Origin of the sequence: Haladaptatus sp. SPP-AMP-3 (genome assembly GCF_049568665.1) — an archaeon.
In the GTDB taxonomy this organism is placed as follows: domain Archaea; phylum Halobacteriota; class Halobacteria; order Halobacteriales; family Haladaptataceae; genus Haladaptatus; species Haladaptatus paucihalophilus.
Window position 1 is genome coordinate 870,438 of the sequence record NZ_CP145897.1, and the last position, 23,946, is coordinate 894,383.

General features: G+C 64.4%; 27 protein-coding genes. 17 read left to right on the forward strand and 10 right to left on the reverse strand.

Annotated elements, in window-relative coordinates:
• Nucleotides 1–49: 49 nt before the first annotated feature.
• From V5735_RS05145 to V5735_RS05155, 3 genes are all read left to right on the forward strand, one after another.
• A complete protein-coding gene (locus V5735_RS05145) occupies nucleotides 50–1,039 on the forward strand; it encodes a DMT family transporter (protein ID WP_423745376.1) in 990 nt (329 codons plus the stop codon).
• 160 nt (nucleotides 1,040–1,199) lie between these two features.
• Nucleotides 1,200–1,343, forward strand: coding sequence for a hypothetical protein (locus V5735_RS05150; protein WP_423745377.1), 144 nt, complete (start codon nucleotides 1,200–1,202; stop codon nucleotides 1,341–1,343).
• A complete protein-coding gene (locus V5735_RS05155) occupies nucleotides 1,343–1,573 on the forward strand; it encodes a hypothetical protein (protein ID WP_423745378.1) in 231 nt (76 codons plus the stop codon). Before V5735_RS05150 ends, V5735_RS05155 begins: the two co-directional genes overlap by 1 nt.
• Here V5735_RS05155 and V5735_RS05160 read toward each other — a convergent pair.
• From V5735_RS05160 to V5735_RS05175, 4 genes are all read right to left on the reverse strand, one after another.
• A complete protein-coding gene (locus tag V5735_RS05160) occupies nucleotides 1,570–1,980 on the reverse strand; it encodes a luciferase family protein (RefSeq protein ID WP_423745379.1) in 411 nt (136 codons plus the stop codon). The genes V5735_RS05155 and V5735_RS05160 overlap by 4 nt on opposite strands.
• On the reverse strand, nucleotides 1,977–2,297 hold the full coding sequence (locus V5735_RS05165) for a 2Fe-2S iron-sulfur cluster-binding protein (RefSeq protein WP_423745380.1): 321 nt from the start codon (nucleotides 2,295–2,297) through the stop codon (nucleotides 1,977–1,979). Before V5735_RS05165 ends, V5735_RS05160 begins: the two co-directional genes overlap by 4 nt.
• Nucleotides 2,298–2,545: 248 nt before the next feature.
• Nucleotides 2,546–3,547 (reverse strand): TIGR04024 family LLM class F420-dependent oxidoreductase, encoded by a 1,002-nt coding sequence (locus tag V5735_RS05170; RefSeq protein WP_423745381.1) that lies wholly within the window; start codon nucleotides 3,545–3,547, stop codon nucleotides 2,546–2,548.
• Between the two features lie 90 nt (nucleotides 3,548–3,637).
• On the reverse strand, nucleotides 3,638–4,927 hold the full coding sequence (locus V5735_RS05175; RefSeq protein WP_423745382.1) for an MFS transporter: 1,290 nt from the start codon (nucleotides 4,925–4,927) through the stop codon (nucleotides 3,638–3,640).
• 88 nt (nucleotides 4,928–5,015) lie between these two features.
• Between V5735_RS05175 and V5735_RS05180 the strand changes: the two genes are divergently transcribed.
• The 5 genes from V5735_RS05180 (at nucleotide 5,016) to V5735_RS05200 (ending at nucleotide 9,661) form a co-directional block, all read left to right on the forward strand.
• The gene (locus V5735_RS05180) at nucleotides 5,016–5,402 is read left to right on the forward strand and encodes a winged helix-turn-helix domain-containing protein (protein ID WP_423745383.1); all 387 of its coding nucleotides are present in this window, start codon (nucleotides 5,016–5,018) and stop codon (nucleotides 5,400–5,402) included.
• Between the two features lie 279 nt (nucleotides 5,403–5,681).
• Entirely contained in the window at nucleotides 5,682–6,758 is a 1,077-nt protein-coding gene (locus V5735_RS05185) for a putative sulfate/molybdate transporter (protein WP_423745384.1), read from the forward strand.
• A 25-nt stretch (nucleotides 6,759–6,783) separates the two neighbouring features.
• Complete coding sequence (locus V5735_RS05190) at nucleotides 6,784–7,968, forward strand: lactate 2-monooxygenase (RefSeq protein ID WP_423745385.1); 1,185 nt, start codon at nucleotides 6,784–6,786, stop codon at nucleotides 7,966–7,968.
• Between the two features lie 69 nt (nucleotides 7,969–8,037).
• Nucleotides 8,038–9,012 (forward strand): PrsW family intramembrane metalloprotease, encoded by a 975-nt coding sequence (locus V5735_RS05195; RefSeq protein ID WP_423745386.1) that lies wholly within the window; start codon nucleotides 8,038–8,040, stop codon nucleotides 9,010–9,012.
• Nucleotides 9,013–9,214: 202 nt separating this feature from the next.
• Complete coding sequence (locus tag V5735_RS05200; protein ID WP_423745387.1) at nucleotides 9,215–9,661, forward strand: plastocyanin/azurin family copper-binding protein; 447 nt, start codon at nucleotides 9,215–9,217, stop codon at nucleotides 9,659–9,661.
• Between the two features lie 209 nt (nucleotides 9,662–9,870).
• Here the strand turns inward: V5735_RS05200 and V5735_RS05205 are convergent, their stop codons facing one another.
• Nucleotides 9,871–11,427 (reverse strand): long-chain-fatty-acid--CoA ligase, encoded by a 1,557-nt coding sequence (locus tag V5735_RS05205; RefSeq protein WP_423745388.1) that lies wholly within the window; start codon nucleotides 11,425–11,427, stop codon nucleotides 9,871–9,873.
• A 146-nt stretch (nucleotides 11,428–11,573) separates the two neighbouring features.
• Between V5735_RS05205 and V5735_RS05210 the strand changes: the two genes are divergently transcribed.
• Both V5735_RS05210 and V5735_RS05215 read left to right on the forward strand, forming a co-directional pair.
• On the forward strand, nucleotides 11,574–12,968 hold the full coding sequence (locus V5735_RS05210; RefSeq protein WP_423745389.1) for a cryptochrome/photolyase family protein: 1,395 nt from the start codon (nucleotides 11,574–11,576) through the stop codon (nucleotides 12,966–12,968).
• Nucleotides 12,969–13,331: 363 nt separating this feature from the next.
• Complete coding sequence (locus tag V5735_RS05215) at nucleotides 13,332–13,697, forward strand: hypothetical protein (protein ID WP_423745390.1); 366 nt, start codon at nucleotides 13,332–13,334, stop codon at nucleotides 13,695–13,697.
• A 112-nt stretch (nucleotides 13,698–13,809) separates the two neighbouring features.
• On the opposite strand, the gene V5735_RS05220 is transcribed toward V5735_RS05215, so the two are convergent.
• Nucleotides 13,810–14,073 (reverse strand): DUF7521 family protein, encoded by a 264-nt coding sequence (locus V5735_RS05220; RefSeq protein WP_007978443.1) that lies wholly within the window; start codon nucleotides 14,071–14,073, stop codon nucleotides 13,810–13,812.
• Between the two features lie 2 nt (nucleotides 14,074–14,075).
• Nucleotides 14,076–14,426: a helix-turn-helix domain-containing protein gene (locus V5735_RS05225; RefSeq protein WP_423745391.1), complete on the reverse strand. Its 351-nt coding sequence runs from the start codon at nucleotides 14,424–14,426 to the stop codon at nucleotides 14,076–14,078.
• A gap of 281 nt (nucleotides 14,427–14,707) precedes the next feature.
• Between V5735_RS05225 and V5735_RS05230 the strand changes: the two genes are divergently transcribed.
• Nucleotides 14,708–15,310, forward strand: a complete 603-nt coding sequence (locus V5735_RS05230) for a superoxide dismutase (RefSeq protein WP_423745392.1) — start codon at nucleotides 14,708–14,710, stop codon at nucleotides 15,308–15,310.
• A gap of 120 nt (nucleotides 15,311–15,430) precedes the next feature.
• Nucleotides 15,431–16,042, forward strand: coding sequence for a superoxide dismutase (gene sod, locus V5735_RS05235; protein ID WP_007978438.1), 612 nt, complete (start codon nucleotides 15,431–15,433; stop codon nucleotides 16,040–16,042).
• Nucleotides 16,043–16,091: 49 nt separating this feature from the next.
• On the opposite strand, the gene V5735_RS05240 is transcribed toward sod, so the two are convergent.
• Nucleotides 16,092–16,520, reverse strand: a complete 429-nt coding sequence (locus tag V5735_RS05240; RefSeq protein WP_423745393.1) for a DUF7522 family protein — start codon at nucleotides 16,518–16,520, stop codon at nucleotides 16,092–16,094.
• Between the two features lie 143 nt (nucleotides 16,521–16,663).
• Between V5735_RS05240 and V5735_RS05245 the strand changes: the two genes are divergently transcribed.
• Nucleotides 16,664–16,930, forward strand: coding sequence for a DUF5827 family protein (locus V5735_RS05245; protein ID WP_007978435.1), 267 nt, complete (start codon nucleotides 16,664–16,666; stop codon nucleotides 16,928–16,930).
• A complete protein-coding gene (locus V5735_RS05250; RefSeq protein WP_423745394.1) occupies nucleotides 16,927–17,715 on the forward strand; it encodes an ATPase in 789 nt (262 codons plus the stop codon). Before V5735_RS05245 ends, V5735_RS05250 begins: the two co-directional genes overlap by 4 nt.
• Before the next feature lie 27 nt (nucleotides 17,716–17,742).
• Here the strand turns inward: V5735_RS05250 and V5735_RS05255 are convergent, their stop codons facing one another.
• Nucleotides 17,743–18,321 carry an MBL fold metallo-hydrolase gene (locus tag V5735_RS05255; protein ID WP_423745395.1) on the reverse strand — a complete coding sequence of 193 codons (579 nt, stop codon included), beginning with the start codon at nucleotides 18,319–18,321 and terminating at the stop codon, nucleotides 17,743–17,745.
• A gap of 86 nt (nucleotides 18,322–18,407) precedes the next feature.
• Between V5735_RS05255 and V5735_RS05260 the strand changes: the two genes are divergently transcribed.
• Nucleotides 18,408–18,908, forward strand: a complete 501-nt coding sequence (locus V5735_RS05260) for a hypothetical protein (RefSeq protein ID WP_423745396.1) — start codon at nucleotides 18,408–18,410, stop codon at nucleotides 18,906–18,908.
• A 24-nt stretch (nucleotides 18,909–18,932) separates the two neighbouring features.
• Here the strand turns inward: V5735_RS05260 and V5735_RS05265 are convergent, their stop codons facing one another.
• On the reverse strand, nucleotides 18,933–19,418 hold the full coding sequence (locus V5735_RS05265) for an Lrp/AsnC family transcriptional regulator (RefSeq protein WP_007978427.1): 486 nt from the start codon (nucleotides 19,416–19,418) through the stop codon (nucleotides 18,933–18,935).
• Between the two features lie 250 nt (nucleotides 19,419–19,668).
• Between V5735_RS05265 and V5735_RS05270 the strand changes: the two genes are divergently transcribed.
• Together V5735_RS05270 and V5735_RS05275 are read left to right on the forward strand one after the other, a co-directional pair.
• Nucleotides 19,669–20,568 (forward strand): DMT family transporter, encoded by a 900-nt coding sequence (locus V5735_RS05270; protein ID WP_423745397.1) that lies wholly within the window; start codon nucleotides 19,669–19,671, stop codon nucleotides 20,566–20,568.
• A gap of 275 nt (nucleotides 20,569–20,843) precedes the next feature.
• On the forward strand, nucleotides 20,844–23,864 hold the full coding sequence (locus tag V5735_RS05275; RefSeq protein WP_423745398.1) for an FAD-binding and (Fe-S)-binding domain-containing protein: 3,021 nt from the start codon (nucleotides 20,844–20,846) through the stop codon (nucleotides 23,862–23,864).
• Nucleotides 23,865–23,946 lie beyond the last annotated feature (82 nt).

The window sequence follows — 23,946 nt, forward strand, 5'->3', positions numbered from 1 at the left end:
GGCCTACTACGGCCGTCACCAACTGAACGAAGGTGTTCGAGAAGTTCTCATGATTCCATCACGATATCGAAATGCGGTGTTGTTCGCCCTGCTCGCGGTCATCTGGGGTTCGTCGTTCGTCGCCATCGAAACCGGCTTGCGCGCGCTTCCGCCCGTGCTGTTCGCGGCGCTCAGATACGACATCGCCGGTGCGCTGCTGTTGGTCGCCGTCGCCGTCTTGGGACGCCGACGCGACGACTTCCAGTGGCGGCCGGTGACGCGAACCGACTGGACGCTCGTCGGCATCGGCGGCGTCTTCATGTTCGGCCTCTACCTCGCGCTCGTCTTCACCGGCCAACGGTACGTCACCAGCGGCGTCGGTGCCGTCGTCCTCAGCCTCAAGCCCGTCGTCACGCCGCTGTTCGCGCTGGCACTGTTGCCGAACGAGCGGTTCGACGCGCTCGAAGTCGCGGGCGTCCTGCTCGCGCTGGTCGGCGTCGTCGTGGTGGCCGACCCGACTTCACTCGGCGGTTCGACCGTCGGCGTCGGCCTCCTGTTCGTCGCCGCGACCGTCTTCGCGCTGGCGTCCGTGCTGACCCAGCGACTCCGGACGACGCTCCCGGCCCTCTCCCAGCAGGCGTGGATGATGGCCGTCGGCGCGCTGGTCCTGCACGCGACCAGCGCCGCGCTCCGCGGTTGGCCGAGCGTTTCGTTCACCCAACCCGCCCTCGTCTCGTTGGCGTACCTCGCGGTCGTCGTCAGTATCGTCGGGTATTTCATCTACTTCGACCTGCTGGAGGGCATCGGCGCGAACGAGGCCAACCTCGTGAACTACGTCGTTCCCGTGGTCGCCACGCTGTTCGGGGCGCTCCTGCTCGGCGAACCCATCACCGACGCCACGGTTACGGGATTCCTCGTCATCGTCGCCGGGTTCGTCCTGCTGAAGTGGGCGGCGCTCAAGCGCGGCGTCGTCGCCGCGCGCCGCCCGGCGCGCTCGCTCCCCGGCGCGACCTCTTCGGAGACCGTTGTCGTCTCCGGGAACGTCTACTATCGGGGATGAGCGGATGACGTAATCGGGAGCCGTTTTCTCTGTTTTGAGGGACTCGGGTCGGCGAACTCGCGGGTATCGGGTTGGTTTCCCATTCCTGAATTATTTGTTAAAAATATTGACCCTCCGGTTCGCCCGAACGTACAAGTCGAACGCCGTCGTGTCGAATTGCATGGCGACTTGTCCCTACTGCGAGGAAGACATCACCGACTGGGCACAGCGTCTCGAACGCGGGGCCGCGGCGAGCACGCCGAAGGTCTGGACGTGTCCCGACTGCGACCGCGTTCTCGGCATCACGGACTGGGGGTCCACGTAGTGGCCCTCGAAGGGTGGCGACGACGGGAGGATTTGGAGGGCGGCAAACAGATCCGAATCTGGTGCAGCGACGACGGCGCGCGGGAACTGTACGTGGAGAACCTGACCTACCGCGACGAGGGGTACGCCGTCTACGCCTACGACGTCCCCGAGGACGAGTGGCACACCATCGCCGAGTCGGATTCGCGGGCCGAGGCCGTGGAAGCGGCGACCGAGTGGGCGACCAGTTAGAGGAGCGCCCGCAGTTCGTCGCTGGGGTCGAGGGCGTCGAGTTCCGCGTCCGCGTCGAGGTCCGACAGGACGTCCTCCCCGGCCGCGGTGTTCGCCATCGCCGTCGCGTGAGAGAGGTAGGATAACCGCAAGAGCCAGCGCGCGTCGGCAACGTCGTCCGAGTCCCCGACGTGGAAGGTCGTCCACCCCGATTCGGGATAGATGTGGTGGGGTTCCGTTCGTCCCGCCGCGACGAGTTCGTCGCGCACGCGCCGCGGAAACGCGATGTCGAGGATACCCCACTCGTGAACGTGGCCGATCTCCCGCGGGCCGAGCGTGAACTCCGTTCCGCCGAACCGGTGTTCGCCGATTTCCACGCCGTCCCACTCCGAGACGTCCGCGACGAGCGCGTCGATTTCTGCTGTCATCGCTCCACCTTCTGCCCCCAGAAGCCGCCGTGTTTTCGAACCGTTACGTCGCCGAGCACCCGCGTTTGACAGGCGAGGCGAAGCCCCGACTCCGGGTCGTGGGGGGGTTTCGAGAGCCGGTTTCGCTCGCTCGATTTCGGGTCGCTCACGTCCCCTTCCACCTCCACGGCGCACGTCCCACAGACCGCGTTTCCTCGGCAGTTCAGATAGCGCGCCGACCCGTTGTGCGGCGTCTCGTCGGCGGCGAGCAACACGTTTCGAAGCACCGACCCCTCCTCACATTCCATCTCCCGACCGCGATAGCTGACGGTGGGCATACTGTGTCATTATGTCGCACACATGCTTGCTCCTTTCGGGAAAATCGCGTCGCGGGTGCGATGTCGTCGCTCCGGGGGGACGGCTCGGGTACGAAGAAACCGGACGTGGCAATAGAGGGATGGCCCGTCGCGGGCCATCCGCCCTGTGGTTGCAGTGTCTATGAGGCACGTGTGGGACGCCGGGAACACGTCCCGGTTTCCACTGAGCATCCCACGGAAAAACTGCTATTTCCTAACTAGTTGGGGAGTCACGGAGCCAGCGCGCGCATGGTCTCGCGCGCCTCCTCAACCGTCGCACCGCGGGGGAATCCGACCGCGACCGCATCAACGCCGTCGATGTCGGCGAACTTCTCGAACTCCTCGCGGGCGCGTTCGGGCGTGCCAGCGGCCGAGAGATGGTCCAGCAGGTCGTCGTTCACCAGTTCGGTCGCTCGCTCCTTGTCGCCGTTGCCCCACGCCGTCGAGATGTCGTAGGCGACGTCCTCGTAGCCCTGTCGGGCCAACGAATCGCGGTAGTACGTGCCCATGCCGCCGATGTAGAAGGCGGCGTGTTGGCGGGCGAGGGTTCGGGCGCGCTCGCCGTCGTCCAGTGCACAGCAGGTCAGAGACAGCGTCACTTCCACGTCGTCCTCGTCGCGGTTGCCGAGGTCCACGCCCCTACGCAGGTCGTCGAGGCGGTCTTCCATGCCGTCGGGCGTGAATAGCGTCGCGTGCCAGCCGTCGGCGAACCGTCCCGCGAGTTCCACCGACTTCGGTCCCATTCCGGCGGCGTCTATCGGCGGCGGCGTCTCCGGCGGGTCACACCGCAGTCGGAAGCCGCCCAGCGTGAAGCAGTCGCCGTCGTAGTTCACCGTCTCGCCCGACAGCACCTTCCGAACGATGTCGATGGTTTCGCGGGTTCGTCGGAGCGGACGGTCGAACGCCTCGCCGTGCCAGCCCTGGATGACGGCCGGACCGCTCGGGCCGATACCGACGCGAAACCGCCCGTCGGACACCTCTTGGAGCGTTGCGGCGGTCTGTCCGATGAGCGCGGGCGACCGCGAGTAGACGTTCACGATGGACGGCCCGAGACCGATTTCGTCGGTCCCGAGCGCCATCGCGGTCAGACTCGTCACCGCGTCGCGCCCCCACGTCTCGGGAAGCCACGCGTGGTCGTATCCCAACTCCTCCGCCGTCCGTGTCAGGTCCACGAGCGTGTCCACGCTCGGTTGCGCCGCGACCGGGAGATGCACCGTTTGCTTTGCAGGCATTTCCTACGAATGATTCGTGTGGTCACCTATCAGTGTCGATGTTCACGATTCGTCAGTTTCCGGGAGTTGTTTTTCCGGGTCCGACCGTCCTCACACGCCGAACGAATCGGACTCGATGTCCGTGACGGGCGGGAACGCACGAAGCGACGGCACGACCAGCCAGTAGCCGACGAGCAGACAGTACCCCACCGCGGAGAGGCCGATGACCGTCGCGCTTCCGTACGCGTCTCCGAGGAAGCCACCGACGAGGTACCCGAGCGGGCCGATGGCGGCGACGAGGCTGCCGATGGTCGAACTCACCCGCGCGAGCAAGTCGTTGGGAACGCCGGTTTGAATCGTCGCGCTGACGAGGACGTTGTAGATTCCGATGGGAACGGTGGCGATGCCGTAGCAGAGGAGCGCCGCGGGAAGCCAATCGACCGAGACGACGCCGAGTTTGCCGACCGCGGCAACCAGAAAACCGACGACGACGAAGCGACCGAACGGAACCGTCTCGAACCGCGACGCGACGAGCGACCCCACGAGGAGACCGACGGTCATGGCCGCGATGAGCAGTCCGTACGTCTCCGCCCCGCCGAGCGAATCGGCGAACGCCGGGAGTACCGCCGTCGATGCGCCCGTGAACGCGCTCACGAGACTCGCCGCGATGACCATGTGTCCGACGACCGAGTTCCGAATCAGGTCGAACCCCTCGCGGATGTCGGCGACGTACTCCGCGGCGCTCGGTGACGTTCCGGTCTTCTCGGTCGTGGGAACACTCAGGAGAGCGAAAAAGAAGGCACCCACGGCGAACGTCGCCGCGTCCAATGCGAACAGCGCGACGGCACCGAGAAGGGCGATGAGCGCCCCCGACAGGGCTTGGGCCACCGCACCGATGGTCTGGTGCGTCGCCGAATCGAGCGAGTTCGCACGCGGCAGGAGTTCGTCGTCCACGAGTCGGGGGAGGGCGGCCTTTTCCGCCGGAGCGTTGATCCGTTCGAGCAGTGCGAGCACCCCGACGACGGCGAGGACGAGAGTGACACTGGGGGTGTGAACGGACGCGACGAGGGGAACCGAGAGGACGACGACGGCTTGCGCCGCCGCGACGAGAACGAGGAGTCGGGAGATGCGCGAGCGGTCGACGATGGGACCGAACAGGAACCCGAACACCACCGGAAGCCGGGACAGAAATCCGGCGAGTCCGGTGTAAAACGTCGAGCCAGTTAGCTGATACACCAACCACATCGACGCGATGGAGTACAGTTTGTCGCCGACCCTGTTGACGATGCGAGCGAAATACAACCGGCGAAATCCCGTGTTCGCGAGCAACGTTCCCGTCTTCGACGCGCCGAACCGTCCGCGCCATCCCGCCGATTCGGACGACGAATTGACATCTCCCATACGAACCATCGCGCCGCGCCGATAATGAGGATTCGGCGAACGCCAGTTCTGTAAGAATCCATATCATTTTTCGAGGGATTGATGGGAGATGCCGTCGAACGGTTTCGACATGACCTACGGGACGGACTCCGCGATGGACGAACTCGCCGTTCTCGGCAACGAGATTCGCATGTCCATCCTCCGGGAACTCGCCGACGCCTCGGGGTCGCTCTCTTTCACCGAACTCCGCGAGCGGGTCGGCGTCCGCGACACTGGCAAGTTCAACTACCACCTGACGAAACTCTGTGAGTACTTCGTCCGGCAAACCGACTCTGGATACGAGTTGGGCCACGCCGGAACGCGGGTCATCACGGCGGCGACGTCGGAGACGGCGACCGAGTTCGACGCGAACGGGGGCGACGATTCGTGTCCCGTCTGCGGCGAACAGGACTGTGAAAAACTGTTCCACGTCCACCTGACGCCGAATCGGTTCTGACGGCACGCTCCGATTCCGGGCGATAGTCCCGCGAGCAGTGCTGCTGGCGGGCCGTTTTTGATACTGGATAGTTCTCTTTTCCCCGCATTCTCTCACTCTATCTCCATGCTTTCATTCTCCCATTCTCCCACTCTCTCTATTCCACCACTCTATCTCCACTCTCTCGCTCTCTCTCCTTCCTTCGCACGATGTAACCACATTTGGTTTCGAAACCCGCCGAAAATAGCCGTGTTTGGTTTCTGAGTAACCATTTACCGCTTCCTTTCGTATCTCTCCCCGATGACCGAGGTCGCGCTTGGAAACGACACGCGGTTCGAACTCACGGTTTCCGACGTGACCGGTGCGGTCGGCGATTCGATAACCGTCCTTCCCATCGTGGTCGCCGTGGCCGCGCTCACCGACCTGCACCTTCCGACCCTCCTCCTCGGCTTCGCCGTCTTCCAAATCGTCTGGGGGGTTCACTACGACCTCCCGATTTCGGTCGAACCGATGAAGGCGCTCGCCGCGCTCGTCATCGCGGGGTCGCTCACCACCGGCGAGTTCGTGACCGCCGGGGCAATCGCGGGGGTCGTCCTCCTCGCGGTCGGCCGGACGGGGACGCTCTCGCGCATCACGCCGTACGTCGGCGAACCGGTGGTCCGGGGTATCCAAGTCGCGGTGGCGCTCATGCTCGCCCGAACCGGGGTCGACCTCGGGGTTGGAAACCCGTCGGTCGCGCTCGTCGCCGTCCTCATCACGGGCGTCGTCGTCGCACTGGGCTACCGTCGGGCGAGCGCGCTGGTCGTCCTCGCGTTCGGCGTGGTGCTCGCGGAACTGAGCGTCGGCGTACCGTCGCCCCGGCTTCCCCAGTTCGCGCTCGGATTCTCGCCCGCGCTGACCGAAACCACCATCTCGGCGACGCTGGGGCAACTGGCGATGACGGTCGGGAACGCCGCGGTCGCCACCTCGCTACTCCTCGCCGACCTGTTCGACGCCGACGTGGCCCCGGACGAACTGGCGACGAGCATGGGCGTCATGAATCTCCTCGCGGTGCCCTTCGGCGCGATGCCGATGTGCCACGGGAGCGGCGGCGTCGCCGGGAAGTACGCCTTCGGCGCGCGGAACGCCAGCGCCAACCTCGTCCTCGGAATCATGTACGCGCTGGCCGCGATTTTCGCGGCGTCGGTCGTGGCCGCCTTCCCGCTCTCCGTCTTGGGCGTCGTCCTCGTCGTCGTCGCGTTCTCGCTCTGCCGGTCGGGGCTCGACACCGAGGACCGCTGGTTCGCGGTCGGCGTGGGACTGCTCGGCCTCCTCACGAACGTCGGAATCGCGTTCGTCGTCGGCGTCGGCGCGTGGTGGGTGCGGAACAAGCTATAATCCGTCCCGACCAGACAGTTCGTCCATGGACGACCCCTCGAAACAGTTCGGACCGAACCGCCAGCGAGAGGTGTACGCGGGCGGCATGCTCGCCGACCAGACGCCGGACCTGCCGACCGCACCCGACGAACTCGCCGACCTCGCACGCGAGCATCTTCCGCCGGAAGCCCACGCCTACGTCGCGGGATCGGCCGGGTCCGAGAGCACGAAGGACGAGAACCGCCGCGCGTTCGACCGCTGGCGAATCGTTCCGCGGATGCTCCGCGACGTGTCGGAGCGCGACCTCTCGGTCGAAATTCTGGGCCAAACGCTTCCCGTCCCGGTCATGCTCGCGCCCGTCGGCGTCCAGTCCATCATCCACGAGGAGGGCGAACTCGCCACCGCGCGGGCCGCCGCGGACCTCGACGTGCCCCTCGTGTTGAGTTCGGCGTCGTCGGAGACGATGGAGGACGTGGCCGAGGCGTTGGGCGACACGCTCGGCTGGTTCCAACTCTACTGGAGCGCCGACCGGGGCGTGACCGCGAGTTTCCTTTCGCGGGCCGAAGACGCGGGCTACGAGGCCGTCGTCGTCACGCTCGACACGCCGATGATGGGGTGGCGCGAACGCGACGTGGACCACGCCTACCTTCCGTTCCTCGACGGCGAGGGCGTGGCGAACTACCTCTCGGACCCGGCGTTCCGCGACGCGCTCGACACGCCACCCGAGGAGGACATGAGTTCCGCGCTCTGGCGGTTCACCGAGACCTTCGGCGACCCGTCTCTGTCGTGGGACGACCTCGATTTCCTCCGGGAACACACCGACCTGCCGATACTGCTGAAGGGAATCCTCCACCCCGACGACGCGCGCGAAGCGGTCGAACGCGGCGTGGACGGACTCGTCGTTTCGAATCACGGCGGGCGGCAGGTGGACGGCGCTATCGGCGCGCTCGACGCCCTGCCAGACGTCGTGGATGCCGTCGGCGACGACGTGCCGGTCCTCTTCGACAGCGGCGTCCGTCGCGGGGCCGACGCGTTCCGCGCTGTCGCGCTCGGAGCCGACGCCGTTCTGCTCGGGCGACCGTACATCTACGGCCTCGCAATCGCGGGACGGGAGGGTGTTCGCGGGGTGCTTCGAAACTTCCTCGCGGACCTCGACCTGACGATGGCGCTCTCGGGTCACACCTCGTTCGAGGACGTGACGCGCGCCGCGCTTCGAGAGACGGGTGACTGATTCGCCCCGTGGGCGAGGAAACCCTTTGAGGCTCGCGACCGTATCGAAGACGAGTATGGGGGAGAACGGATGGGACCGGACGACCGGACCGAGGGACAAGAGCGGACGATGATGGAAGGAGAGGACCCGTACGACATCGAGTCCTGGGAGCCGCGAACGTGGATGGACAAGCTCTCGCTTCGCTTGTATCACCTCCTCTCGGAAGCGACTCGCATCGTCACGCTCGCGCTCGCCCTGACGTTCGTCGTCATCGAACTCGGATTGGTCGCGACGACGCTCTCGCGTCGTCCGCTTCTCGGCCTGTTCTCGTTCGTCTCCATCGTCCCGGCGTTGTTCCTCGCGGTGTACATCTGGCGCGTCGACCCGACCGAACGGGAACCGATTCCGACGCTCGTCGTCACCTTCCTCCTGGGCGTGGTGTTCGCCGCGTTCGCCGCGATTATCAACACCGTCGGAATCGGGCTGTTGTCCGAGGTCGGCGTGGAGGCGCTCGCCATCGTGCCGTTCTTTTTCTTCGTCGTCGGCCCGGTCGAGGAGACGGTGAAGTGGCTCGCGGTCCGGTTTCACGCCTACCGCACGCCGCACTTCCAGACGGCCGTCGATGGGGCCGTCTACGGCGCGATGGCCGGACTCGGCTTTGCGACCATCGAGAACCTGACCTACGTCGTCGGGTCGGTGGGTCCCCACGGCGGCACCGCCGTCACCGTCTCGGGCGTCGCCGTGACGCGGGCCATCGTCGGTCCGAACCACGTCCTCTGGGCGGCCATCTCGGGCTACTACCTCGGCTTGGCGAAGATAGTCCCCACGAACCGCGGGCCGATAGTCATCAAGGGAATCGCCCTTCCGGCACTCCTCCACGGCTTTTACAACTCGACCGCCGGGTTCGTGACGAACCTGCTCTCCACCATTTTCGGCGGCGACGTGTTGCTGTGGCTGCTGGCGTACGTGCTCGTCTTTTCCGGCCTCGTGGCGACGTACCTGTTCCGGAAGATTCGCCGAGCGCGGGAGTACTACGAGGGGCAGATACGGATCGGGTGGCTGTGACGAACGGTCTCGCCGACGGTGGAATCGACTCCGGAATCGTCGTTCCCCCGCCGCCCTCGCGGGGACGAACATGTTCACGATAGAGTTGATGGCATGGTCTCCCCTCGGAAACGAACGTGAACGCTCGCATCGACGACTCCGAAGACGACGCAATCGAACCCCATTTTTACGCGTGTTTCCTGGGGGAGAGTGAGAGAGATACATGACCCAATCCGAAAGCGGATCGACGCGCCGGGCGTACCTCCGACGAATCGGCGTTTCTGGAGCGCTCGGCGTAATCGGCGGACTCGCCGGGTGTGCCAGTTCGTCCGACGGGGAAACCACGACGCCGACCACCGCGGTGGACGCCGACGCGACGGTCGAAGTCGGGCCGGACTACGAGTACGGCTTCGAACCCGGCACCGGAAAACCGCTGCACGTTTCGACGGGGGATACCGTCCTCTGGGTCTGGAAGTCGAACACGCACAACATCATCGTCGGGTCGCAACCGGACGGCGCTAACTGGGACGGAACGCCGGGCGGGCGGAGCGACGTGTACGACGCGGGGTATCGGTATCACTACACGTTCGAGGTACCCGGGAAGTACCACTACTGGTGCCAGCCGCACAAGGCGATGGGTATGGTCGCGGATATCGTCGTCGAGGAGTAGCGTCTCGTCGAGGAATAGGGTGTCGAGAAGTCAGCCGAAGACGGGTGTCGCGTCGAAGAAGCGGGATGTCCGTCCGGCGGCGCATCCCGCCCCGTGAAACCATGAACAACGGAAACCGTTCGCGTCCGAACGGTCACGATGGGGCTGGTGAACGCCAGCCACAGACACGTTGTAACACAGGTATTATCAAATTTTCTATCAGTGTCGGCCTACTGCTGTCGCAGTTCGAACTTCTGGACCTTTCCGGTCGTCGTTCGCGGGAGTTCGTCCACGAACGCGACTTCGCGGGGATGTTTGTACGCCGCGAGGTTGTCGAGGCAGTACTCTTGAATCTCCTCTTCGGTCACGTCCGCGTCCGACACCGTCACGACGAAGGCCTTGACCGTCTCGTTTCGGCGCTCGTCGGGGATACCGACGACGGCGGCGTCCGCGACGGCCGGGTGCTCGAAGAGGAGTTCCTCGACTTCGCGCGGATAGACGTTGTACCCCGCCGTGTTGATCATGTGCTTCTTGCGGTCCACGACGTAGAAGAAGCCGTCCTCGTCCCAGTAGCCGATGTCGCCCGTGTGGAACCAGCGCTTTCCGTCCGCCTCCGTGAACGCCTCCGTCGTCGCGTCGGGGAGTCCGGCGTACCCGGCCATCACGTTCGGCCCGGCGATGACGATTTCGCCGGTTACGTCGTCCAGTTCCGCGTCGTCCTCGGCGAGCGGTCCCTTCTCGACCGGCGGCAACTCCTCGAAGTCATCGTTCACGATGCGGGCGCTAACGTCGTCGATGGTCGTGCCGATGCTGCCGACCCGACGGCCCTTTTCGGGCGTGTTGAAGTGCGTGACCGGACTCGTCTCGGTCAGGCCGTAGCCCTCGTAAATTTTCGCGTCGTACAGCTCCTCGAACCGGCGGAGCACTTCGATGGGAATGCCGCCGCCGCCGACCCCGGCGAGCCGGAGGGACGAGAGGTCGAAGTCGGCCGCGTTCGGCTGGTTGATTATGTCGTTGTACATCGCGGGCACGCCGTGCATCAGCGTCAGTTCCGCCTCCTCGATGAGCGACAGGGCCTGCTGAGCGTCCCACGTCGGAAGGGGGTAGAAGACGCCGCCGCTGAACAGGGTGGCGTTCATGCACACCGTCATCCCGTAGATGTGGAACAGCGGGAGGACGCCCAACAGCGAGTCGTCGGCGTCGATGCCGCCCGGAGCGAGGGCCGCGGCCCCGTGCGCGTTCGACGTGAGGTTGTGGTGTGTCAGTTTCACACCTTTTGGCGTCCCCGTCGTCCCGCTCGTGTACGGTTGGACCGCGAGGTCGTCGTCGTCCCGCGGTTCGATTTCTCCGTCGCCGTCGCCGAGGAAATCGCCGAAGAACGTCTCGTCTCCGTCGCTTTCGCCGACGGTGACGACGTGCTCGACGTCCGTATCCTCGCGGACGGCGTCCACGACGGGCACGAGGTCGGGAAGGGTGACGACGACCTTCGCGCCGCTGTCGGCGAGCAGGTGGGTGATTTCGCGCGTCCGGTACTGTGGATTCATCGGGACGACGACGCCGCCCGCCGCGAGCGTCCCGTGGAACGTCAGGACGAACTCGGGCACGTTGGGAAGGTAAATGGCGACTCGGTCGTCCACGCCGACGCCGCGCTCCTCAAGTCCCGCGGCGAAGCCGCTGATTCGCTCCCAGAGGTCGTCGTACGTCAGCGTTCGCTCGTCCGTGACGATGGCGGGAGAGTCCCCTTGGTCGGAAACCGTGTCTGCAACCGACGCGGTAAGATTTACCATGGCTAGTTATAACGAGGAGGCACATTATAAAACATCACTGGAAAATCCTGTGGGATGGATTACCATTGTTAATTTCGTCGCCGGGGCGTCGAGAAACCCCACAGAGTGGGTTCGACGGTTAAGTGGGTCGTCGCCGTCCGTTCGGTATGCACGTCCACTGGCACCGCCGCGACCTTCGGATCGGGGACAACCGCGCGCTGTCGATGGGAGACCCCGTTCTTCCGGTGTTCGTCTTCGACGAGGCGGTCCTCTCCCACGCGGCCCCGCCTCGGGTGTCGTTCATGCTGTCCGCGCTCGAATCGCTCCGGGAGTCCTACCGCGAGCGCGGCGGCGACCTGCTGGTCCTCCGCGGCGACCCGCGCGAGGAGATTCCCCGAATCGCGGCGGCCGCCGACGCCGACCGCGTGGTCTGGAATCGGGATTACTCCGGGTTGGCGAAGGAACGCGACGCCGATGTCCGGGACGCGCTCTCGGACGCGGGAATCGAACAGCGGGCGTTCCACGACGCGCTCTTGCACACGCCGGGGAGCATCACGACGAATCAGGACGACTACTACTCGGTGTACACCTACTTCTGGAAGAAGTGGCGCGACAGGGCAAAGGACGCGCCGTTCGACGCGCCCGACGAAATCGTCGTCCCGGACGAGGTGACCGAGGAGGGAATCGAGATACCGACCCTCGCCGACCTCGACTTCGAGGACCCGGAGGCAGAAATTCCCCCCGCCGGGACCGAGGCGGCCCGCGACCTGCTTTCGGCGTTCTGTGAGGACGACGTGTATCGGTACGACGAAGCGCGCGACTACCCGGCGCGCGAATCGACCTCCCGACTCTCACCGCATCTCAAGTTCGGCACCGTCGGAATCCGGGAGGCGTGGGAGGCGACCGAACGGGCGAAAAACGACGCAGAGAGCGAGGACGCGGCCGAATCCGTCGAGGAGTTCCAGGGGCAACTCGCGTGGCGGGAGTTCTACGCGCACGTCCTCGACGACACCCCGTCCGTGGTCGCGGAGAACTACAAGGACTACCAGTACGACATCGCGTGGCGCGACGACCCCGACGGCGTGGGAGCGTGGAAGGACGGCGAGACCGGCTATCCCATCGTGGACGCCGGAATGCGCCAACTCCGAGAGGAGGCGTGGGTGCACAACCGCGTCCGCATGATAATCGCCTCTTTCCTGACGAAGGACCTGCTCGTGGACTGGCGCGAGGGCTACGACTGGTACCGGAGGAAACTCGTGGACCACGACACCGCGAACGACAACGGCGGGTGGCAGTGGGCGGCCTCGACCGGTACCGACGCCCAACCGTACTTTCGAATCTTCAATCCCTCGACGCAGGGCGAACGGTTCGACCCCGACGCGGAGTACATCAAACGGTTCGTCCCCGAACTGGCGGACGTGGACCCGGAGACGGTTCACGAGTGGACCGAGTTGGACCCGGACGAACGTCGGGAACTGGCACCCGACTACCCCGACCCCATCGTGGACCACTCGGAGCGCCGCGAGATGGCCATCACGATGTTCGAGAACGCGAGGGGGTAGGTCAGAGGGACGGAGGGGAAGCGCCACGGGTGTAGCGTTCACAACCGTGCGTAGCGCGTTTTGAACGGTCGTGAAGCGTCGGCGTTCACGCTCGATGGACGGACCAAGCGCCGATTGTCGACGCGGTATCGTCGCTGTCCGTGGCGGTGCGCGCATGCGGCGAGCGTCGTAACTCCCGCTATCGTCGCGGTAACCTAGAAGACGGTCGATAAGGAGTCGGTAGACGCCGCTCAACGGTGACCGGGGTTGAAATAGCGACCCCCCGACAGGCGAGGACAGGGTTGCGCACCTTCCGACCGACCCGCGTGAGAACCGACCGAACCACGGGAACCGGGAGGTGAACTCGCACCCGCAGAGAAAACCATGAAAAAGACGCTCAAAATCCTGCTTTCGATGACGGTTATCGCCAGTCTGTTCGCCGTCGGCTTCGCCGGAAACGCGGCCGCGGTGGCGGACGACAACCAAGTACAGCTCAGCGGCCAAGCCGCCGTGTCGAACGTGGACCAGAGCCAGGCGGTCGCACAGGGGAACTACAACGAACAGGAGGATAACGTCGCGCTCTCGGGTGCCATCAGCGTGAACCCGAGCGACGGCGACAACGGCTACGACAGCGGCGAAGCCGAATCCGGCGACGCGACTGCCATCCAAGCGAGCTACCAGAGCAACGAGAACGTGCAGGCCGCGTGGTCGAACGCCCAGAACTGGAACGCCCAGAACCAAGACGACTAACTCGGTCGTGAGCGACCGAGGCCGATTCCTTCGCGGTACCTCACGTTTTTGCGACGCACTTTCGGCCGTCGAGCCAGTCGTCCGTGACGGTCGGGTCGAGGACCACGACGCGTCATCCGTACAGGGAATAGAGGACGAAGCCCATGCCGACCGCAACCAACATCGTCTGCGCGATGCCGAGTACGAACGCGGAGATACCGAGGGTGTGGATGAGCGTACAGCCCATCGTCCCGCCGAGCGTGAGGAAGACGAAACCGACGGCGACGAAGAACATCGGTTCGCTCTGATTCCGCCGGTAGCCGCGGAATCCCTGATACGCGATTAGCAGTCCGAGCGCCATGACGAGGAGTTTCCCGGCGAGAAGTTCGAGGCGCATCGTCAGTCCCTCCGCATTCCTTCCCAGACGCGAGTGAAGCGGTCGGCCGTGTCCTCGCGCTCGGTAACGGTGACTTCGAGGTCGCCGTCCTCGATGTCGATTTCGACGTGTTCGATCGCGGCCTCGTACATCGAGCGGTGGTTTCCGTCCGGTTCCGGGCGGGTGTATTTCTCTATCAAGTCACACGCTTCCAAGTCGTTGAGCCGCCGATAAATCGTCGGAAGCGAGGCGTCGCATTCGTCGCGTAGGGTCTGTGCTGACATCGGTCGTTCGCTCGTTTTCGTGAGGATGGTACGCGCGTACTCGTCGTCCAGCAAGCGAAACAACTCGACTGGACGCGGCTCCTCACTCACAAATCGATTACCGCACTTCGGCGGTTAAAACGTATCGGGTGGTTTCTAACTCCGAAAACGTCCCATCGGAGATTTAATCGACACCCGTGTTGGGTGAACACGAGACGGGTATTCGATAATGACTGGCAACGAGAGACGGACGCGTCGCCGAGTGTTCCTCGGGTTTCTCGGCCGTGCGGGCGACCCCCGTTCCCGTCGGGTCACCGTGTGAGGACACGCCGTCCGCGTGCGTCGCCTCAACACTTAACACGACGACCGTTGACCACCCTCCGGGGTTATCAATGGCAACCTACGAACTACCGGACCTGCCGTATAGCTACGACGCACTGGAACCGAGCATCGACGAGCGCATCATGGAATTGCACCACGACAAGCACCACCAAGGCTACGTCAACGGTGCGAACGCCGCGCTCGACAAACTCGAGGAGATGCGCGAAAGCGACGAGTGGGGCGACGTCAAGGGCGTCGAGCGCAACCTCGCGTTCAACCTCTCGGGACACGTCAACCACTCCGTCTTCTGGGAGAACATGTCCCCGGACGGCGGCGGCGAACCCGGCGGCGACCTCGCCGACGCCCTCGACGAGCAGTTCGGGTCGTTCGAGGAGTTCAAAACGCACTTCTCCGAGGCCGCGAAGGGCGTCGAAGGCTCGGGGTGGGGGATGTTGCTCTACGACCACGTGGCCGACATTCCCATCGTGAGCATGGCCGAGAATCACCAGAACCAATCGCCGCAGGGGACGACGCCGCTCTTGGTGCTGGACGTGTGGGAACACGCCTACTACCTCCAGTACGAGAACAACCGCGGCGAGTACGTGGACAACTTCTGGGACGTCGTCAACTGGGACGACGTGGAAGAACGCTACGACGAAGCCAGCGGCATGTAACGGCCGAGCTGGCGTCCGAAAGCAGAATATTTTGCCGACGTATCGTGCTGTATGTTAGCGAACTTCTCCTCAAGGTTTAACAGGCCGAGGTGAGATATAGTTAGTGGAGGTAATACATATATGGCAGAAAAATCGAACGCGGAACTACCACCGCTCCCGTACGACTACGACGCGCTGGAACCGCACATCTCCGAGCAGGTTCTCACGTGGCACCACGACACCCACCACCAGGGCTACGTAAACGGCCTCAACAGCGCCGAGGAGACCCTCGCGGAGAACCGCGAGTCCGGAGACTACTCCAGCACGGCGGGTGCGCTGGGTAACGTGACCCACAACGGCTGTGGTCACTACCTCCACACCCTCTTCTGGGAGAACATGGACGAGAACGGCGGCGGCGAACCCGAGGGAGACCTCGCCGACCGCATCGAGGAGGACTTCGGTTCCTACGAGGGATGGAAGGGCGAGTTCGAAGCCGCCGCGAGCGCCGCCGGTGGCTGGGCACTCCTCGTGTACGACCCGGTGGCCAAACAGCTCCGTAACGTCAAGGTCGACAAGCACGACCAGGGCGCGCTCTGGGGCAGCCACCCGATTCTCGCGGTGGACGTGTGGGAGCACTCCTACTACTACGACTACGGGCCGGACCGCGGCGACTTCGTGGAGAACGTCTTCGAAGTCATCGACTGGGACGAGGTTGCTGACAACTACGAAAACGTCGTTTCGCGGTTCGAATAATCCCGAACGCACCGATTTTCTTTCGAGCGAACTCCCCGAACAGCGGACGCTATTCCGTGTCCGACGTCACCACCGGAACGTCGTACCCGGATGCGATATCCGTGACGTGGCTGTGCAGTGATTCGTAATCGTGGCCGCCGGGTTGTCGGTCGAAACTGGCGAACACGCCGACGTGCCGGTCGTCGTCGTCGAAGAACATACGGAACTGTTCGAAATCGTCGAACCCCCGAACGGTGTACTGATACGTGGCGTAGTAGAGTTGGTCGTAGGTGTCCTGCGTGATGAACCCGAACCGCTCGTTGTCGACGAATTTCTCCACGTCGACCGCTTCGAGTTTTTCCGCGACGTCCTCCCGAAGAAAGAGCCGTTCGTGATCCGACTGGTCGAACAACCAGATATCCCGGAGATAGGTACCGCCGAATTCAGCGAAGGCGGAGACGAGCGCCTCTTCCGTCTCGCTCCCCGATTCCTCGTGCATGTCAGTTCCTATCTCGAACGGCTGTTATAAATACTCGGTTGTCATGGTCGTCCGTTATATTTATAACGACTTCCCTGAATTATATCCGAGAACTGGCGGGTCGATTCGGGAGCTTTTACGCCCGCTCGGACGTACGTCCACCCATGCCAAAGCCAAAGGACGAGTTCGAGCAGCTGTACCCCTGTGATTTTTACGAACCGGACGAGCTACTCGACGAGGACACGATGTACTCGGTCTACGAAATCGCTCGACTGCTGCAGGGTCTCGACCCGGACGCCGAAATCGACGTCGAGACGGAGGACATCCTGTTGGACTGGGCGATTCCGTGGGTGATGCGGAACTCCGAGAAACTCGTGGTCGCCGAACCGCCGACCGACGAGGAACCGGGCTACTACGGCCTGAAGACATGACGGTTCTCGTCGCCGGAAGCGACCGCGTGGACGCCGGGAAGACGACGTTCACGGTCGGCCTCCTCGACTACATCGGCGGCGTCGGGTTCAAGCCGCGCGCGGGCAACGACTTCTGGTTCGACCACGACGACGCCACGGCCGCGCTCGCGGGCGGGAGACTCTACGGCAAGGACGCGAAGCGACTCGCGTCCGCGAGTCGAGGCGACGCCGACCCAGAGGACCTCAATCCGGTGCATCGACTCTGGCGGCCCGCGCCCGGCGAGGGAAAGGGCCTCCTCGGTCAGTCGGGACGCGAGTTCCTCGTGGACCGCGTCGGCGACGGGTTCGTCGTCAACGGTACCGTCTCGCTGCCCGATGACGTACGCGAACAACTTCCGCTTTCGGACGGCGTGGTCGTCGATTCCCTCTCGGAACTGAACGACCAGACCGAGCGCCGCTACTTCCCGCACTTCCGGGCGCTGGCCGAGCGCATCCGGTCGGAAGAGCGGGCGGTCGTGGAGTCCTACAGCGACATCGCCCGTCCGATTCAGGGCGTCGAGTTCGAGGCCGTGGCCGTCGTCGAACCCCGCCGCGTCCGAGTGTACGACGGCGCGCGCTACGCGAAGGCGTGCGAAGTCGCCGACAACAGCGTCCACGACGGGACGATGGAAAAACGCGTGTCGGACGTGGTGAACCTGCTCGACCCCGCCGAAACGATGCCCCTCGAACCGCTTTCGAAGGCGGAGCGAAACGATCCCGAGAAAATCGCGTCCGCGTACGGAGACGCGTACGAGGCACTGTCGTAGCGTCGTAATCGTAGCGTCGTAAATTCGTTACCGCATCCGCGCGGCCTGTGACGCCAGTTCGATGTCGTGGTACGGATTGGTCGTCACGCTCGGACCGTGGCCGACGTGCATCTCGCGCAGGTCCTCGTCAACCGCGTCGAGCACGCGGTCGATGCTCTCGATGAGCGCCGCGCGGTCGCCCTCTTCGAGGTCGGTTCGGCCGAAACTGCCGTTCTGGAACACGAGGTCCCCCGCGAAGAGGATGTCCGCCGATTCGGAGTAAAAACAGAGGTGGTCGTCCTTGTGCCCCGGCGTGTGGAGCGCGCGGTAGTCGTCGTCGCCGATGGTCACGACAGCCTCGTCCTCGATTGCGACGTCCATGCCGGACTGGTCGGGGTCGAAGCCGAACGCCTCGACGTCGAATGCCTCCTTGACCGCATCGAGGTTGCCGACGTGGTCGGGGTGCGTGTGCGTGACGATGACCGCATCGAGGTCGTCGACGGTCTCCTCGACCTGCGACACGGCGTCGAAGTTCGACCCGGTGTCCACGAGAACGGTCCGGTCGCCGTCCACGAGGAACGCGTTACTGGTGAACGCCTGCACGTTCGCCGCGATGTTTCGAATCATATCCCGGCGTAGGGACGGCAGGGGTTTCGTGCTTTCGTTCGGCGCGGGTAGACAGAATTATCCGTGGGTTCCCCAAAGCGTGGCACGTGAACCGCCGCCAGTTCCTCCGAGTCGGTGCGGTCGGTGCCGTGGCCTCGGTTACGGGGTGTACGAAGGCCGTCCTCGGCACGAATCAGGGCCGCGTGGTCGAAAAGACCGTCCGCGCCGACGAAACGCGAGTCCTCTCCGCGACCCCGAGCGGCGTGTCGGCTCGGGACGATTTCCCCGGAAACCCGGGCAGCGACCCCGGCAACGTCGTCGTGAACGAGTCGGAAGGAACCCGACTCACCGAGTCGTTCGGCACCGTGACCTACGAAGTGACTCTCGAACAGTATCGGTCCGCGTGGCCGAACGACGCGAAGGAGGGCGAACGGACGCTGTACACCACGCATCGCACGCTGTTCAACGAGATTCAGGTGGGCGACAGCATCACGTTCCAACCGGACCCGACGGCCACCGGTCGCATCAGTTCTATCTCCTGTGTCGCGGCCGACAGGGAATCGCTTTCGGCGCGCTGTTCGACCGGCGACGGCGGAGGCGGCGACTAACGGGAACGCGAGCGGCTCGTCGATTCAGTCCTCCGCGAGTTCGTCGACGAGCGTGTCCAAACTGTAGCTCTGGAGCACGCGGTGGGAGTCGCGGAGCGTGGAGATGACGAACGTGGAGTTCGTTCGGTCCACCTCCTCGATGCGCTCGAAATCGCCGATGAGCCGTTCGACCATCTCGCGCCCGGTGAGGTGTGCGACGACGATGAAGTCGGTTTCGCCCATCGTGAAGTACGCTTGCGTGACGCCCTCGATGTCGAGTATCTTCTCCCCGAAGTCCCGATATGACCCCGTGTAATCGGCGAACACCTCCACGACGACGGTGACACCCAGACCGAACTCCTCCAAGTCGATGTCGTAGAGGTCGTTTTCGATGACACCTGCCTCTCGGAGGTTGTTCAGTCGGTAGTGGATGGTCGAAACGGGGATGTCCGTTTCCTCGTGCAGTTTCTCGGGACTTCCCGTTTCGAGGTCCGATATCGCCTTGAGTAGGGTGACGTCGCGTTCGTCCATTGATTTCGAATTATACGTCCGTCATACTTAACATCTGGAGTTCAGCGGCGACGGACGATTTCCGTTCGAATCACGCACATCCTCATGATTCATAATAACGAATTGATGTAAAGATTCCGTTGAAGTTTGTATGAGATTCAGTATCAGTGGCCTTCTTTGTAGAAGGATTTAACAAGGTGCACCTGATAGGATTGGATAGAAATCCATGACTCAAACGAAATTCGGTAGATACCTACCGATGAACGGTGTGATGTTTGCATTATTGGCGCTGTTCTGGGGCGGCTCGTTCGTCTCCATCGACGTGGGGCTTCACCACTTCCCGCCGCTCCTGTTCGCGGCGGTGCGCTACGACGTGGCTGGCCTGCTTATCCTCGGCTACGCCGCCGTGACGACCGACCGCTGGAAGCCGCAGACCAGAGGGGACGTGCTCGGAATCGTGACCATCGGCGCGTTCATCATCGCGGGGCACCACAGCCTCCTCTACCTCGGCCAAGAACACGTGCCCGGCGCGCTGGCGGCGGTCATCGTCAGCCTTTCACCGGTTCTCACGGCGGTCTTCGCCAGCACTCTCTTCGCCGACGAACACGTCACTCCGCTCGGTGCCGTCGGCCTGCTCTGTGGCGTCGTCGGCGTCGCCATCGTCGCCAACCCGACTCCCGCGAACCTCCTTTCGACCGACGCGGTCGGTATCGGCCTCGTCTTTCTCGCCGCCGCGAGTTTCGCCCTCGGGTCGGTCCTCACACGGCCGTTCGAAACCGGCGTCTCGGTGCCCGCGCTGCAGGGTTGGTCCATGCTGTTCGGCTCGGTCCTCATTCACGCAGTCAGCCTCGGTACTGGTGAGTCCCCCGCCGCTATCGACTGGTCGATGTCGGCCGTCGCGTCCCTGACCTACTTGGTGCTCATCTCGGGCGTCGTCGCGTTCCTCATCTACTTCCACCTGCTTGACACCATCGGCGCGACCGAACTCAACCTCGTCGGCTACCTCGAACCCGTCGTCGCCACGCTCCTCAGCTGGCTGGTGCTGGGCGAACTCGTCGCCAGCACGACGGTCATCGGCTTCGCCGCCATCTTCACCGGCTTCGCCCTGCTGAAGCGCGACGTGCTCTTCGACTTCTGGCGCGCGGCCTCGCCGAGCGTCCGACGGGTCTGAAACACCGTTCGACCGATTTCTCGCTAGTATAGTTCAGTAGTATTCAGGTGGAAATAGTTGAATTCAGTATCCGCGCGGAACCGCTTCGGACCGGGTGAACGACGACCGGTCGAAACGAACGGGGGGAGATGACCGCGCGAACTGCGACCAACCGAACTACGGCCAACAGAAGAACGAACCGACGCGAGTGCGCGGCGCCCATCGTGTCGCGCGTCGCCCGCGTCACTTGCCCCAACCCCGCATGACTTTTCGGGTCGCCTTCCTTACGACACCGTATGGCAACACGTGACGCGGGTGACCCGGCCCGCGACGACCGCGCGAACTACGACTATCATTCGGATAGCGTGGCACGCACAGGATTGGTCTCCGACCTCGTGACGCTGGTCGACGGCGAGGTCCGCTTCGACGAATACTCCCGACAGTTGTACGCGACCGACGCGAGCGCGTACGAGGTGACGCCCATCGGTGTCGTCTTCCCGACCTCGACGGACGACGTGGCGTCGGTGATGGAGTACTGCGCCGAGCGCGAGATACCCGTCCTCCCTCGCGGCGGCGGGACGAGTCTCGCCGGGCAGTCGGTCAACGAGGCCGTCGTGCTGGACTTCACGCGCCACATGGGCGACCTGCTCGACTTCGACCCGGAAGCGGAAACCGCCCGCGCCCAATCCGGAATCGTCCTCGGTGAGTTGAACCGCGCGCTGGCCGAGGAGGGCCTGAAGTTCGCGCCCGACCCGGCGTGGCGCGACAAGAGCGCCCTCGGCGGAGCCATCGGCAACAACTCCACGGGGTCACACTCCCTGAAGTACGGGAAGACGGACGCCTATATCGAGGAGTGCGAGGTCGTCCTCGCCGACGGCACCGTGACGCGCTTCGGCGACGTGACGCTGGAGGAGCTTCGAGAGGGTGCCGGAGACGACTCGCTCGAAGGCCGCATCTACGCGGAAGTGCTCCGCATCGTCGAGGAGGAGCGGGACGCGGTGGAGGAGGTGTTCCCGCAACTCAAACGCAACGTCTCGGGCTACAACCTCGATAGGCTCATCGAGGAAGCCGAGGAAGGGCACGTCAACCTCGCGCGTCTGCTCGCCGGGAGCGAGGGAACGCTCGCCATCGTCACGGAGGCGACCGTCTCGCTCGAACCCATCCCCGAAACGAAGGCGATGGCGCTGTTGACCTACGGGAGCCTGAACGACGCGATGGAGGACGTCGCGCCGATTCTCGACCACGACCCGTCGGCGGTCGAGGTGCTCGACAACGTGCTCATCTCGCTCGCCGAGGATACCGAGGAGTTCCGCGACGTGGTGGAGATGCTCCCGGACGGAACCGATTCCGTCCTCCTCGTGGAGTTCTACGCGACCGACGACGAGGACGGCCGGGAGAAGGTCTCGAAGCTCCGGGACGACCGCGAGGAAGTCCGAGCGCTCTCCGCGATGGAGGCCCACGACGAGGACGAGCGCGCCCGCTTCTGGAAACTGCGCAAATCCGGCCTGCCCATTCTGCTCTCGCGGACGACCGACGCGAAACACATCTCGTTCATCGAGGACAGCGCGGTCCCCCCGGAGAACCTGCCCGAATACGTCGCCGACTTCCAGCAGGTGTTGGAGGACAACGACACGTTCGCCAGCGTCTACGCCCACGCCGGACCGGGGTGTCTGCACGTTCGCCCGCTCGTCAACACCAAGAGTCCCGCGGGGGTCAACCAGATGGAGTCCATCGCCGACGCCGTGACCGACCTCGTGGTCGAGTACGGCGGCAGCGTCTCGGGCGAGCACGGCGACGGCCGCGCGCGAACCCAGTGGAACCACAAACTGTACGGCGACCACGTGTGGGAGGTCTTCCGCGACCTGAAGACGGCCTTCGACCCCGACTGGCTCCTCAACCCCGGACAGGTCTGTGGTGACGTGGACATGACCGAGAACCTCCGGTTCGACCCCGGCTACGAGTTCGATTCCGGCTTCGACCCGACCCTCAACTGGGAGAACGAGAACGGCTTCGAGGGGATGGTCGAACTCTGTCACGGGTGTGGCGGCTGTCGCGGCGGGCAGGAGACCACCGGCGGCGTGATGTGCCCGACCTACCGCGCGGCGGACGAGGAGATAACGAGCACCCGCGGACGGGCGAACATGCTCCGACAGGCCATGAGCGGCTCGCTCTCCGACGAAGAGCAGTTCGACGTGGAGTTCATGCACGAGGTGATGGACCTCTGTATCGGCTGTAAGGGCTGTGCCAAGGACTGCCCCTCGGAGGTGGACATGGCGAAGCTGAAGGCCGAGGTGGAACACGAGTACCACGAGCGACACGGTGCGAGCCTCCGCGACCGCATCTTCGGAAACATCGACCGGCTCTCTTCGCTCGGGAGCGCGTTCGCGCCCGTCTCGAACTGGGCGACGGAACTCCCCGGCGCGCGGTTCGTCGCGGAGAAGGCGCTGGGTATCGCCAGCGAGCGAAGTCTGCCGACGTTCCACCGCGAAACCCTCGAAGACTGGTTCGAAGAGCGCGGAACGCGGGTTTCCGAGGAGGAGGCCACTCGGCGCGTCCTGCTCTTTCCCGACACCTACACCAACCACAACCACCCGGAGGCCGGGAAGGCGGCGATTCGCGTCCTCGAAGCGGCGGACGTGCACGTCAGAATCCCGTCCGGCGTGGCCGGGAGCGGGCGACCCGCCCACTCGAAAGGGCTGCTCGACACGGCCCGCGAGCAGGCCGAGACGAACGTGGACGCCCTCTCGTCGTTCGTCCGGGACGGCTGGGACGTCGTGGTGGTCGAACCGTCCGACGCGGTGATGTTCCAGTCGGACTACCTCGATTTGCTGCCGACGGACGAGTCGTCCGGGTCGTCGAGCGGTCAGTACACCGAACCGCGCTCCGCCGACCCCGAGGCTGGAGGACTCCGAACGGAAGCCGAACGCCTCGCCGCGAACACGTACGGAATCTGCGAGTACCTCGACGCGTTCGACCTCGACCTGCCGCTGTCGGGCGAGGGGTCGCTGACCTACCACGGTCACTGCCACCAGAAGGCGACGAAGAAGGACGGCCACGCCGTGACCGTCCTCCGCACTGCGGGCTACGAGGTGGACGCCCTCGACAGCGGGTGTTGCGGCATGGCGGGCAGTTTCGGTTACGAGGCCGAACACTACTCGATGAGCAAGGCGGTCGGGTCGATTCTGTTCGAGCAGGTCGAAGAGAGCGACGCGGAAACCGTCGTCGCGCCCGGCGCGTCCTGTCGCACGCAACTCGGCGACTGGCAGGGCGAGGAACCGCCACATCCAATCCAGAAGGTCGACGAGGCGCTTCGATAATCGTGGACGCGTTTCGGTATTCGTAGACGCATTTCGGTAACCGCCGCCGTACTCCGCGAGGACGGCCGCGTCCAGGATGCTT